This is a genomic window from Agromyces chromiiresistens, from assembly GCF_029167465.1.
In the GTDB taxonomy this organism is placed as follows: Bacteria; Actinomycetota; Actinomycetes; order Actinomycetales; family Microbacteriaceae; genus Agromyces; species Agromyces chromiiresistens.
Map to the genome: position 1 here is coordinate 680,901 of NZ_JARFNL010000001.1, position 13,126 is coordinate 694,026.

Sequence of the window (13,126 nt, forward strand, 5' to 3'; positions counted from 1 at the left end):
GATTCTCGCGGGAATCGGCCCCTCGCGGCATCCTCGAATCGGGGCCGACGCGCGGTTATACCGGACATCCGCGAACAAATCAAGAATCTCGCTGGACTTGGCGCGTCGAATCGCATATAGTTGACGTTTGCGCTCCCAGACCCACCATGCCTTCATATTGCGGTCGGCTTCCGGGCGAGTCGAGACCTTCCGGTCCCGGTCACTCGCTCGTGTCTGAGGGGTACTGAACTCTCCGCTACCGACAGTGAACCGGCCCGACGGGGCCATGGAGGTTATTCACTTGGCTGCTGCGCGCAACGCGACCACGCCCACTCCCAAGAACGGACGCGGTGCAAGCCGTCTCTCGTTCGCCAAGGTCACCGACACCCTCACGGTACCCGACCTGCTCGCACTCCAGACCGAGAGCTTCGACTGGCTCGTCGGCAACGACGCGTGGAAGGCACGCGTCGCCGAGGCGAAGTCGGCGGGCCGGCAGGACCTGCCCGAGACCACGGGCCTCGAGGAGATCTTCGAGGAGATCTCGCCCATCGAGGACCTCGGCGAGACCATGCAGCTCTCGTTCACGAACCCCGAGCTCGAGCCGCCGAAGTACACGATCGACGAGTGCAAGGAGAAGTCGAAGACCTACTCCGCTCCGCTCTACGTGAACGCGGAGTTCATGAACCACCTCACGGGTGAGATCAAGACCCAGACGGTCTTCATGGGCGACTTCCCGCTCATGACCCCCAAGGGCACGTTCGTCATCAACGGCACCGAGCGCGTCGTCGTCTCGCAGCTCGTCCGTTCGCCCGGCGTCTACTTCGAGCGCACCCCCGAGAAGACCTCGGACAAGGACATCTACTCGGCCCGCGTCATCCCGAGCCGCGGCGCGTGGCTCGAGTTCGAGATCGACAAGCGCGACCAGGTCGGCGTCCGCATCGACCGCAAGCGCAAGCAGTCGGTCACCGTCTTCCTGAAGGCCCTCGGCCTCACGAGCGAGGAGATCCTCGAGGAGTTCGCCGGCTACGAGTCGATCGCGCTCACCCTCGAGAAGGACAACATCCTCACGAAGGAAGAGGCGCTCAAGGACATCTACCGCAAGCTCCGTCCGGGCGAGCAGGTCGCCGCCGAGGCCGCGCGCGCGCTCCTCGACAACTTCTACTTCAACCCGAAGCGCTACGACCTCGCGAAGGTCGGCCGGTACAAGATCAACAACAAGCTCGGTCTCGAGGCCCCCCTCACCGACTCGGTGCTCACGGTGCAGGACATCGTGGCCACGATCAAGTACCTCGTCGCCCTGCACGACGAGCGCGACACGCTGCCCGGCCGCCGCGGCGGCAAGGCGGTCGAGCTGCGCCTCGACGTCGACGACATCGACAACTTCGGCAACCGTCGCATCCGCGCGGTCGGCGAGCTCATCCAGAACCAGGTGCGCACCGGCCTCAGCCGCATGGAGCGCGTCGTCCGCGAGCGCATGACGACGCAGGACATCGAGGCGATCACCCCGCAGACCCTGATCAACGTGCGACCCGTCGTCGCCGCGATCAAGGAGTTCTTCGGCACCTCGCAGCTGTCGCAGTTCATGGACCAGAACAACCCGCTCGCGGGCCTGACCCACAAGCGCCGCCTCTCGGCGCTCGGCCCCGGCGGTCTCTCGCGCGACCGCGCGGGCGTCGAGGTCCGTGACGTCCACCCGTCGCACTACGGCCGCATGTGCCCGATCGAGACCCCTGAAGGCCCGAACATCGGCCTCATCGGCTCGCTCGCGTCGTTCGCCCGCATCAACTCGTTCGGCTTCATCGAGACCCCGTACCGCAAGGTCGAGGCCGGCAAGGTCACCGACAAGATCGACTACCTCACGGCGATGGAGGAAGAGGACTACATCGTCGCCCAGGCCAACGCGCCGCTGAAGGCCGACGGCCACTTCGTGGAGGAGCGCGTGCTCGCCCGCAAGAAGGGCGGCGAGGTCGACCTGTTCCCGGCCGACGAGATCGGCTACATGGATGTCTCGCCGCGCCAGATGGTGTCGGTCGGCACGTCGCTCATCCCGTTCCTCGAGCACGACGACGCGAACCGCGCCCTCATGGGTGCGAACATGCAGCGCCAGGCCGTGCCGCTGCTCCGCAGCGACTCGCCGTTCGTGGGCACCGGTATGGAGGGCTACGCCGCGATCGACGCCGGCGACGTCATCACCGCCGACAAGGCCGGTGTGGTCGCCGAGGTCTCGGCCGACTCGGTCACCGTGCAGCTCGACGAGGGCGGCACGCAGACCTACTTCCTGCGCAAGTTCGACCGCTCGAACCAGGGCACCTCGTACAACAACCGCGTGATCGTCAACGCCGGTGAGCGCGTCGAGGCCGGCGAGGTCATCGCCGACGGCCCCGCCACCGACAACGGCGAGCTCGCGCTCGGCAAGAACCTCCTCGTCGCGTTCATGCCGTGGGAGGGCCACAACTTCGAGGACGCGATCATCCTCAGCCAGAACCTCGTGAAGGACGACGTGCTCTCGTCGATCCACATCGAGGAGTACGAGGTCGACGCGCGCGACACGAAGCTCGGCAAGGAGGAGATCACCCGTGACCTCCCCAACGTGAGCCCCGACCTGCTCGCCGACCTCGACGAGCGCGGCATCATCCGCATCGGCGCCGAGGTCCGCCCCGGCGACATCCTCGTCGGCAAGGTCACGCCGAAGGGCGAGACCGAGCTGTCGGCCGAAGAGCGTCTGCTCCGCGCGATCTTCAACGAGAAGAGCCGCGAGGTCCGCGACACCTCCCTCAAGGTGCCCCACGGCGAGCAGGGCACGATCATCGCCGTCAAGGTGTTCGACGCGCAGGACGGCGACGACGAGCTCGGCTCGGGCGTCAACCAGCGCGTGGTCGTCTACATCGCCCAGAAGCGCAAGATCACCGAGGGCGACAAGCTCGCCGGCCGCCACGGCAACAAGGGCGTCATCTCGAAGATCCTGCCGGTCGAGGACATGCCGTTCCTCGCCGACGGCACTCCGGTCGACGTCATCCTGAACCCGCTCGGCATCCCGGGTCGAATGAACTTCGGCCAGGTGCTCGAGACCCACCTCGGCTGGGTCGCGAAGCAGGGCTGGAAGGTCGAGGGCAAGCCGGCGTGGGCCAAGCGCCTGCCCGAGGCCGCCCACGAGGCCGCGCCCGGCACCAAGGTCGCGACCCCGGTGTTCGACGGCGCCTTCGAGGAGGAGATCGCGGGTCTGCTCGACTCGACGCTCCCCAACCGCGACGGCGAGCGGCTCATCGACTCGAGCGGCAAGACGCAGCTCTTCGACGGCCGCTCGGGCGAGCCGTTCCCGTACCCCGTGTCGGTCGGCTACATGTACATCCTGAAGCTGCACCACCTGGTCGACGACAAGATCCACGCGCGTTCGACGGGCCCGTACTCGATGATCACCCAGCAGCCGCTCGGTGGTAAGGCGCAGTTCGGTGGCCAGCGATTCGGTGAGATGGAGGTCTGGGCGCTCCAGGCCTACGGCGCCGCGTACGCGCTGCAGGAGCTCCTCACGATCAAGTCCGACGACATCCTCGGCCGCGTCAAGGTCTACGAGGCGATCGTCAAGGGCGAGAACATCCAGGAGCCCGGCATCCCCGAGTCGTTCAAGGTGCTCATGAAGGAGATGCAGTCGCTCTGCCTGAACGTCGAGGTCCTCTCGGCCGACGGCACCGCGGTCTCGCTCCGCGACACCGATGACGAGGCCTTCCGCGCTGCGGAGGAGCTCGGCATCAACATCTCCGCGCGCTTCGAGTCGTCGAACATCGACGAGATCTGAACCGCCAGGTACGAAACGACTTCAGGAATCTAGGAGAGAAATTGCTCGACGCAACGACGTTCGATGAGCTTCGTATCGGCCTGGCCACCGCAGAGGACATCCGCAAGTGGTCCTACGGCGAGGTCAAGAAGCCCGAGACCATCAACTACCGCACGCTGAAGCCCGAGAAGGACGGGCTCTTCGGCGAGCAGATCTTCGGACCCAGCCGTGACTGGGAGTGCGCCTGCGGCAAGTACAAGCGCGTGCGCTTCAAGGGCATCGTCTGCGAGCGATGCGGCGTGGAGGTCACCAAGTCCTCCGTCCGCCGTGAGCGGATGGGCCACATCGAGCTCGCCGCCCCGGTGACGCACATCTGGTACTTCAAGGGCGTGCCCTCGCGCCTCGGGTACCTGCTCGACATGGCGCCGAAGGACCTCGAGAAGGTCATCTACTTCGCCGCCTACATGGTGATCGACGTCGACGACGAGGGTCGTCACGCCGACATGCCCGGCCTCGAGAACGAGCTCCGGCTCGAGATCAAGACCATCGGCGACCAGCGCGACGCGCGCATCGCGACGCTCATGGCCCGCAAGGAGGAGGAGCTCGCGGCACTCGAGGCCGAGGGCGCCAAGAGCGACCAGCGCAAGCGCGCCGAGGCCGCCGCCGACAAGGAGATGGCCCAGGTCCGCAAGTCGGGCGACGAGCAGATCGCGCACCTCGAGCGCGTGTGGGAGGCCTTCCGCACCCTCAAGGTCGGCGACCTCAAGCCCGAGGACTCGGACTTCCACGAGCTCCAGGACCGCTTCGGCATGTACTTCGACGCCTACATGGGCGCCGAGGCCATCAAGAAGCGCCTCGAGAGCTTCGACCTGGCCGCCGAGGCGGAAGACCTGCACCTGCAGATCGCCGAGGGCAAGGGCCAGAAGAAGATCCGCGCCATCAAGCGCCTGCGCGTCGTCAACTCGTTCCTCGCGACGAGCACCTCGCCCGCGGCGATGGTGCTCGACGTCGTGCCGGTGATCCCGCCGGAGTTGCGTCCGATGGTCCAGCTCGACGGCGGCCGCTTCGCGACCAGCGACCTCAACGACCTCTACCGTCGTGTGATCAACCGCAACAACCGTCTGCGCCGCCTCCTCGACCTCGGTGCCCCCGAGATCATCGTGAACAACGAGAAGCGCATGCTCCAGGAGGCCGTCGACGCGCTGTTCGACAACGGCCGCCGCGGTCGCCCCGTCACGGGTACCGGCAACCGCGCCCTCAAGTCCCTGAGCGACATGCTCAAGGGCAAGCAGGGTCGCTTCCGCCAGAACCTGCTCGGCAAGCGCGTCGACTACTCGGGCCGTTCGGTCATCGTCGTCGGCCCGCAGCTGAAGCTGCACCAGTGCGGTCTGCCCAAGCAGATGGCGCTCGAGCTCTTCAAGCCGTTCGTGATCAAGCGCCTCATCGACCTGAGCCACGCCCAGAACATCAAGGCGGCCAAGCGCATGGTCGAGCGCTCGAACCCGCACGTGTGGGACGTCCTCGAAGAGATCATCCGCGAGCGCCCCGTGCTGCTGAACCGTGCGCCCACGCTGCACCGTCTCGGCATCCAGGCGTTCGAGCCGCAGCTCGTCGAGGGCAAGGCCATCCAGCTCCACCCGCTCGTCTGCGCCGCCTTCAACGCGGACTTCGACGGCGACCAGATGGCCGTGCACCTGCCGCTGTCGGTCGAGGCCCAGGCCGAGGCCCGCATCCTGATGCTCGCCTCGAACAACATCCTGAAGCCGTCGGACGGCCGTCCGGTGACCCTGCCCTCGCAGGACATGATCATCGGCCTGCACCACCTGACGACCGAGAAGCCCGGCGGCGCCGGCGAGGGCCGCGCGTTCTCGTCGATCGCCGAGGCCATCCTCGCGTTCGACCAGAACCGTCCGGGCCAGCACGAGCTCGACCTCGGCGCGAAGGTGAAGATCCGTCTCGACGGCCTCCACTTCGCCGAGGGCGACGAGCCCGAGGGCTTCGTGTCGGGCAAGCCGTTCCTCATGGAGACGACCCTCGGTCGCGCCCTCTTCAACGAGGCGCTCCCCGTGGACTACCCGTACTTCAACCGCCAGGCCGGCAAGGGCCAGATCTCGGAGATCGTCAACGACCTCGCCGAGCGCTACCCCAAGACCGAGGTGGCCGCGACCCTCGACCGCATCAAGGACGCCGGCTTCCGCTGGGCGACCCGTTCGGGCGTCACCGTCGCGCTCTCCGACATCATCACGCCCCCCTCGAAGGGCGAGATCGTCGCGAAGTACGAGAAGCAGGCGGCCAAGGTGCAGTCGCAGTTCGAGAAGGGTCTCACGACCGACCTCGAGCGTCGTCAGGAGCTCATCCAGATCTGGACGAAGGCCACCGACGAGGTCGCCAAGGCCATGCAGGAGAACTTCCCGACCGACAACACCATCAACCGCATGGTCACGTCGGGCGCTCGTGGTAACTGGCTGCAGGTGCGCAACATCGCCGGCATGCGAGGCCTCGTGAACAACCCGAAGGGTGAGATCATCCCTCGCCCGATCATCTCGAGCTACCGCGAGGGCCTCTCGGTGGCCGAGTACTTCATCGCGACGCACGGTGCCCGCAAGGGTCTGGCCGACACGGCCCTCCGTACGGCCGACTCGGGTTACCTCACGCGTCGACTCGTGGACGTCTCGCAGGATGTCATCATCCGCGAGGACGACTGCGGCACGACCAAGGGCCTCGAGCTGCCCATCGCGACGGTGGATGCCTCGGGCGAGCTCGTCCGCGACCCCAACGTCGAGAACTCGGTGTTCGCGCGGTCGCTCGCGGCCGACGCCGTGAACGCCAAGGGCGAGGTCGTGGCCGAGGCCGGCAGCGATGTCGGCGACGTGCTCATCAACGAGCTCATCGCCGCGGGCGTCGAGTCGATCCGGGTCCGCTCGGTGCTCACCTGCGAGTCCGGCGTCGGCGTCTGCGCGAGGTGCTACGGCCGTTCGCTCGCGACCGGCAAGCTCGTCGACATCGGCGAGGCCGTCGGCATCATCGCGGCCCAGTCGATCGGTGAGCCCGGCACGCAGCTCACGATGCGTACCTTCCACACCGGTGGTTCGGCTTCGGCCGACGACATCACGCAGGGTCTTCCCCGCGTGCAGGAGCTCTTCGAGGCCCGCACCCCCAAGGGTGCGTCGCCCATCGTCGAGGCCCCGGGTCGCATCACGATCGACGAGACCGACAAGCAGCGCAAGGTCATCCTCACGCCCGACAACGGCGACGAGCCGATCACGTACAACGTGCTCAAGCGTTCGACGCTGCTCGTGGAAGACGGCCAGCACGTCGAGCTCGGCCAGCAGCTCATCGTCGGCACCGTCGACCCGAAGGAGGTCCTCCGGGTCAAGGGCGTCCGAGAGGTGCAGAAGCACCTCGTCAACGGCGTGCAGGACGTGTACCGCTCGCAGGGCGTGCCGATCCACGACAAGCACATCGAGGTCATCGTGCGCCAGATGCTGCGCAAGGTCACCGTCGTCGACCACGGCGACACCGACCTGCTGCCCGGTGAGCTCGTCGACCGCATGAAGTACAACGAGATCAACCGCGCGTCGCTGACCGAGGGCAAGAAGACGGCGTCGGCCCGTCAGGAGGTCATGGGTATCACCAAGGCCTCGCTGGCGACCGAGTCGTGGCTGTCGGCCGCGTCCTTCCAGGAGACGACCCGCGTGCTCACGCAGGCCGCCATGGAGGGCAAGAGCGACCCGCTGGTCGGCCTCAAGGAGAACGTGATCATCGGAAAGCTGATCCCGGCGGGTACTGGCCTCGGCAAGTACCGGAACGTCGCGGTCGAGGCCACCGAGGAGGCGAAGGCGGAGCGCTACCCGAACCGCATCTTCACCGACGACGCGGCCTTCAGCGAGGGCGACCTCAGCTTCGTCGACTTCGACGCGTTCTCGAGCGACGACTTCACGCCCGGCAACTACAGCTGAACCACCCGGTGATCGACGAGGCGCGCAGCGCCGAGTCGAGATCCACGAACGGCCCCCGATCCGACCGGATCGGGGGCCGTTCGGCTTCTCCGCGGCGTCGACCCGCTGCCGGCATCGCCGCGCGGCGTACCGGCGCCGTGGTCGCCCATTGTTACAGTGGGCCCACCGCGGGGTACGAGGGTGCCCGGAAGGAGCGCGATCATGAGCAGCACGACGCCCGGATCAGAGCCGCTCGACGGCGACGCCGTGCCCGAGCCCGAGAGCCCGGACGCCGCGCGCGCGCCCGACGAGACCGCGGCCGTCGACGAGCCCGCTCCGGCCGACGGTGCCGCCGCCGACGATGCCCCCGCGCACGACGACGCCCCTGCCGATCCCGGTCGCGCCGACGGCGAGCCCGCCGCCGCAGCGCCGGGCGATGACGAGGTCGTCGCCTCGGTCGCGTCGACCGAGGGTGATGCGCACGACGCCGCCGTCGCGAGCCCGGGGGATGCCTCGCCCGCGGCAGCCCTCGAGGAGCCCGAGCCGACCGCCCCGGCCGACACCAGCGCGCTCGACGCGGCCGTGCAACGGGCGAACGCCGGCCACGAGGCATCCGACGACGACGTCGCGGCCGCCGCAGCGGCCGAACACGACGGCGTCGACGACACCGACGCCGTGCCGTCGCCCGTTCCGGCCGGTGCCGTACGCCGCGAGACCTACGTGCCGCCGTCGACCGCCGCGACGGTCGGCGCCGCCGGCGCGGCGACCCTCGCGCCGGAGCCGACCGAGGCGTTCGCGCCGTCCGCGCAGACCGTCTACGTGCAGGTGCCCGAGCCACCGAAGGCGAAGGGCAACCGAGCCTTCGGCGTGCTCGTCGCGCTCATCGGCACCGCGCTCTTCGCGCTGCTCTATGCGGGCGTCGCGTACCTGCTGCTGATGACGCAGGCGAACGTCGACGCGGTCAACGACGTGTACCTCGAGCGATTCCTCGCCAAGCCCGTGTACTGGGTGCCGATCGCGGCGTTCTTCATCGGGTTCGCGATCCTCGCCGCGATCGTGAACCGCGGCCGGTGGTGGGCGTACGTCGTCTTCGGCGTCCTCGTCGGCGCGCTCGTCTACTTCGCGTACATCGGCGGCGCGCTGCTGACGGTCGAGGCGTGGACGCTCACCTTCGACGAGGCCGCCGCGTTCGTCGGGCAGCGCTGGCTCGACCCGTTCGCGATCGTCGCAGCGGTCATCGCCCGCGAGGTCCCGATCTGGCTCGGCGGCTGGATCGCCGCCCGAGGCCGTACCGTCACCGAGCGGAACCGCGAGGCGTTGGAGGCGTACGACCGCGAGCTCGCGGCCGGGCCGCAGGCGCGGGAGGGCTGAACCGAGCGCACGAGGGGCCGGTCCGCACGGCGCGCCGCCGTGCGCGCCATGGTGAGCCGCGGTCCGCGCGCGCCCGCATGGGGACCGCTCCCCATTCCGTGCCGGACGGCCGCCGGTAGACTGCACGAGGCGCTCGGCAACGACCGGGCGCACGATCCGCGGGCGGACGCGCGACGGCGAGGCCGCGCGTCTCCGCCACGAGAAAGGCATCCATGACGAGGTTCCGCAGCTTCGACCCGGTCGCACCGATCTCCGACGCCACGATCGCGGACTTCGAGCCCCGCGTGCCCGCCGAGGTCGCACGGCTCTGGCGCTCGATCGGGGCCGGCATGGTCGGCGACGACGGATACTTCCGATTCGTCGACCCGGCGCGCGCGGCCGAGACGGTCGCCGGAGCCATGGCACTGCCCGAGGGCGCGACGGTGCTGTTCACCACCGCGCTGGGCGACTTCGTCATGCACAACGACGGTCGGTACTTCGTCGTCAAGGCCAGGTTCGGTGCCATCGACGTGATCGAGGGGGCGAGCTTCGACGACCTCGTCGCGTTCGTGGAAGATCCCGCCCAGCGGGAGGCCGCATGGGAGTGGCAGCCGTACCCCGTAGCGCGCGAGCGAGCCGGGGTGCCGGGCTTCGAGCAGTGCTTCGGCCACGTCGCGCCGTCGGTCGGCGGCCCTGCCGAGCCCGACGGGCTGCAGGTGGTCGGGCTCGCCGAGTATCTCTCGCTCGCGGTCCGCCAGGCGGGTACGCCGAAGGTGCGGCATCGGCTGCAGGTTCCCGCAGCATCGCGTCCCGACGCCGAGGCGGGCTCGGCTCGTCTGGTCGAGGTCGGCACGGCGCTGTTCGCGAAGCTGACGACCGACCCCGTCCTCAACGTGCTCGAACTGCCCGACGGTCTCGGAGTGTGCCTCGTGCACGCCGCGAGGGGCGGCGGCAAGATCTACGTCGCGCCCGACGAGTCGGTGCTGTTCGTCGGCTCGGCCGTCGATTTCGAGTCGGGGCTCGGAGCCTTCCGCGACGGCGTGCGCACGCCGCTCGAGAAGTTCGACATCGACCGGACCGGGGCGGGCGCCTGATGGCCGACACGCTCGAGCAGCGCTGCGACCAGCTGCGCGGACCGGTCACCGAGCTCGTCGCCGTCAGCATCTCGGCCGCGTACCGGCCGCAGGACCTGCCAGAGCTGGGCCGGGCGATCCGCGACGTGCGCGGCATCCTCGCCGAAGACCCGTCCGGCCTGCCGGCGGGGGCCTTCGTCGAGTGGATCCCCACCGCCCTGCGCAATCTCGATCGCATGCAGGAGGCCGTCGACGCCGGTGACGCCGCCGCGTCGTACGCGATCCTGACCGACAAGACCGACGGGTTCATCCGACTCACGATCGGCTGCGCCGGCTTCCCGGGGTGGGATCCGGCCTGAGCCTCACGCTGCGGCTCAGCCGCAGGCGACCGACAGCTCGGCCGGCGGCTCGATCTCGATCGGCTCGCCCCAGCCCTCGAACGCGAAGGTGCCGTCGCCGGTGCCGTCGGCGGCACGGAACTCCCGCGGCAGCGGAGCGCCGGAGCGGGCGACCGTGAGCACGCCGACGGGGGCGCCGGTCTGGCCGACGATCACGTCGATGAGGTCGGCATCGCCGAGCGGCGGCTCGACCGAGACCGATTCGCTCGACGCGAGGAGCGACTCGACCAGCTCACCGGGTTCGAGCAGGGGCGCCCATTCTGCGACGAGCGAGTCGTCGCCGGTGGCGCAGACGAACCCGTCCGCCGCGTCGGGGATCCCATGGGCGCTCGCATACGCCTCATTGCCACGAACGTACGTGCGTCCGTCGACGGCGACGACCTCGACCCGTTCGTCGCCCGCCGTGATCTTCGCCGCGTACTCGCCGGCCCGGCCGCGGTAGTCGACGGCGAGGCCGCGACCCGCGCGCGGCTCGGACCCGTCGCTCGGCGAGGTGAGTTCGGTGTACGAGCCGTGGTACTGCACCGCACCCGCCCCGCTGATCGCCTCGGCGATCTCGTGGGTCGCGTCGGGGCCCGCGAGCAGCCAGAGGCCGTTGCCGGCGATCGGCTCGCCGTCGGGCGGCGCGAGCAGGTGCGTCGGCGTCGGCGGCGGTGCGGCAGGTGCACCGGTGCAACCCGCCAGCACGATCGCGCACGCCGCGGCCCCGGCGAGGCCGGCCGCACGGGCGGAGAACGACATCACGAGACCGCGTCGGCGGTGCACACGCTCTGGGCGCGCTGTGCGTCGAGGGTCGCCGCGTCGAGGGCGACGGCGGCGTCGCTGCCGCCGGGGCGCACGACGAAGCAGGTGCTGTCGTCGTAGACCGCCGCAGCGGAGTACAGCCAGGCCTCGGTGCCGCGCACGAACTGGGTGAGGTCGGTCGCCGTGCCGTCCCCGTCGACCGCGTAGAGGCTGTACTCGGCGTCGGGGCCGCTCCAGTCGAGATGCAGGTTGCCCTCGGCGACCTCGGCCGAGAGCCCGCTCACCGTGACCGAGTCGTCGGTCACGGCGGACACGATGAGGAGCGTGGCCGTGGCGGCGACGGCGACGAAGGTGAGGCCGACCGACACGAGGAAGGCCGGGTGGCGCCACCAGCGGCGAGCCTGCTTGGGGGCCTCGGCGAGCACCGGGAGCACCGAACCGGCGCTGCTGAGCGGTCGCGCCCCGCCGGCCGACTGGAGCGCGGTCTGGCCCTGGGCGGCGCCGAGGACGGCCTGCTGAGCGGCCGCGGCGCCGGGCACGGCCGGCTGACCGGGATGCCGCGTCGGGGGCGCCGCCGGCGCCGAGACCTGGTCGTGCGATCGCAGGGTGGATCGGAAATCGCGGCGTCGAGACGAGGCGGACATCGTGACCCTTCGTGCACGGTGGGCGCGACGGACGTCGCGGCTGAGCGCGTACCATGGTAACCCGAACGCCGAGCCGGGCGTTCCAGCGCGACGACGGGGAGACCGGTGACCAGATCGATCGGCCGTCGTGCGATCACGGCCGTCGTCGGTGCCGTCGCCTTCCTCGCGACGTTCGGCCTGTCGTTCGGCGCCTCGCAGGCGGTCGCCGACGAGGTGGTGCCGCCGGCCGCCTCGCCGACCGAGGTCGAGGTGCCCTACCTCGGCAGCACGACGATCGAGCCGGCCGCGGGCTGGCGCATCAGCGACTGCGGCCCGCCCGAGCAGGCCTCGCCGCTCGTGACGGCGTGCGATGCCGAGCACATCGTGCTGACCGCCGAGGCGTACGACCCCGAGGCCGGTGCGATCCTGCTCCCCGTGCCGCAGACCAATGGCGGCACGTCGATGGTGTTCCGCTACGTCGTGCGGCTCGCCCCGCCCGAGACCCCGGTCGCCCACGACATCCGTTTCGGGTACCCCGTCGCCGCGGGCTCGACGGTCATGATCCCGATCAGCGCGCTCGACATCGAGTGCGCGGTGTGCAAGGAAGGCGGCCGGCTCGACGTCGTCGGCGTCGAACCAGCCGGCGCCGGCACCGCAGGTGCGACTTCGACCCACCTCGTGTTCCGGCCGAGCGCCTCGTACGCGGGGCTCGCCGGCGTCGGGCTGCGCTTCGCCGACGACTTCGGCACGTGGTCGCCCGAGGCGACGGTCGAGATCCCGGTCTACCGGCCAGAGGGGGTGCTCGTCGCCATGAACGTGTTCGTCGCGGCCGACGGGGAGTCCCAGACGATCGACCTGAACGAGCTCGCGTTCGATGTCGGCGGTGCCGAGATCAGCCTGCTCGGGTGCGGGGCGCCGATCCACGGATCGGTCGTCTGCCGTCCCGACGGCATCGCCGAGTTCCGTTCGCGGGGCGCCGCCGTCGACCAGTTCGACTTCCACGTCGCCTCGAGCGAGGGCGAGCAGGCCAGCGGCTCGGTCACCGTCGTGGGTGACGGCGCAGAGCTTCCCGTATCCGGTCCGGTGCCGGCGACGACGATCGACGCCGACGACGATGACGGTGACGACGCGGGCGTCGTCTCGGCCATCGTGCCGCGGGTTCCCGTGGAGTCCGACTCGACGGAGCGAGTCGGCGTCTTCGCCCCGCTCATCCGAACGCTCGACCGTGCAGGCGTGCAATGACAGAGAG

At 69.7% G+C, this 13,126-nt stretch carries 8 protein-coding genes; 6 read left to right on the forward strand and 2 right to left on the reverse strand.

Features of this window, described 5'->3' with window-relative positions:
* Positions 1-280: 280 nt before the first annotated feature.
* From rpoB to PX701_RS03020, 5 genes are all read left to right on the forward strand, one after another.
* Positions 281-3,772, forward strand: coding sequence for a DNA-directed RNA polymerase subunit beta (gene rpoB / locus PX701_RS03000; protein ID WP_231430069.1), 3,492 nt, complete (start codon positions 281-283; stop codon positions 3,770-3,772).
* 41 nt (positions 3,773-3,813) lie between these two features.
* On the forward strand, positions 3,814-7,710 hold the full coding sequence (gene rpoC, locus PX701_RS03005; protein WP_231430070.1) for a DNA-directed RNA polymerase subunit beta': 3,897 nt from the start codon (positions 3,814-3,816) through the stop codon (positions 7,708-7,710).
* Positions 7,711-7,911: 201 nt separating this feature from the next.
* Positions 7,912-9,060 (forward strand): hypothetical protein, encoded by a 1,149-nt coding sequence (locus tag PX701_RS03010; protein ID WP_275505446.1) that lies wholly within the window; start codon positions 7,912-7,914, stop codon positions 9,058-9,060.
* A 212-nt stretch (positions 9,061-9,272) separates the two neighbouring features.
* Entirely contained in the window at positions 9,273-10,133 is an 861-nt protein-coding gene (locus tag PX701_RS03015; protein WP_275505447.1) for a T6SS immunity protein Tdi1 domain-containing protein, read from the forward strand.
* The gene (locus PX701_RS03020) at positions 10,133-10,471 is read left to right on the forward strand and encodes a hypothetical protein (RefSeq protein WP_231430073.1); all 339 of its coding nucleotides are present in this window, start codon (positions 10,133-10,135) and stop codon (positions 10,469-10,471) included. Before PX701_RS03015 ends, PX701_RS03020 begins: the two co-directional genes overlap by 1 nt.
* Before the next feature lie 15 nt (positions 10,472-10,486).
* Here PX701_RS03020 and PX701_RS03025 read toward each other — a convergent pair whose 3' ends face one another.
* Together PX701_RS03025 and PX701_RS03030 are read right to left on the reverse strand one after the other, a co-directional pair.
* The gene (locus tag PX701_RS03025; protein WP_275505448.1) at positions 10,487-11,251 is read right to left on the reverse strand and encodes a hypothetical protein; all 765 of its coding nucleotides are present in this window, start codon (positions 11,249-11,251) and stop codon (positions 10,487-10,489) included.
* Positions 11,251-11,898, reverse strand: coding sequence for a hypothetical protein (locus tag PX701_RS03030; protein ID WP_275505449.1), 648 nt, complete (start codon positions 11,896-11,898; stop codon positions 11,251-11,253). Before PX701_RS03030 ends, PX701_RS03025 begins: the two co-directional genes overlap by 1 nt.
* Positions 11,899-12,003: 105 nt before the next feature.
* Between PX701_RS03030 and PX701_RS03035 the strand changes: the two genes are divergently transcribed.
* Positions 12,004-13,119, forward strand: coding sequence for a hypothetical protein (locus tag PX701_RS03035; protein ID WP_275505450.1), 1,116 nt, complete (start codon positions 12,004-12,006; stop codon positions 13,117-13,119).
* Positions 13,120-13,126 lie beyond the last annotated feature (7 nt).

Coding starts and splice junctions, on each gene's coding strand:
- PX701_RS03015 (WP_275505447.1), top strand. CDS start 9,273: ATGACGAGGTTCCGCAGCTTCGACCCGGTCGCACCGATCTCCGACGCC.
- PX701_RS03010 (WP_275505446.1), top strand. CDS start 7,912: ATGAGCAGCACGACGCCCGGATCAGAGCCGCTCGACGGCGACGCCGTG.
- PX701_RS03030 (WP_275505449.1), bottom strand. CDS start 11,898: ATGTCCGCCTCGTCTCGACGCCGCGATTTCCGATCCACCCTGCGATCG.
- PX701_RS03020 (WP_231430073.1), top strand. CDS start 10,133: ATGGCCGACACGCTCGAGCAGCGCTGCGACCAGCTGCGCGGACCGGTC.
- PX701_RS03025 (WP_275505448.1), bottom strand. CDS start 11,251: ATGTCGTTCTCCGCCCGTGCGGCCGGCCTCGCCGGGGCCGCGGCGTGC.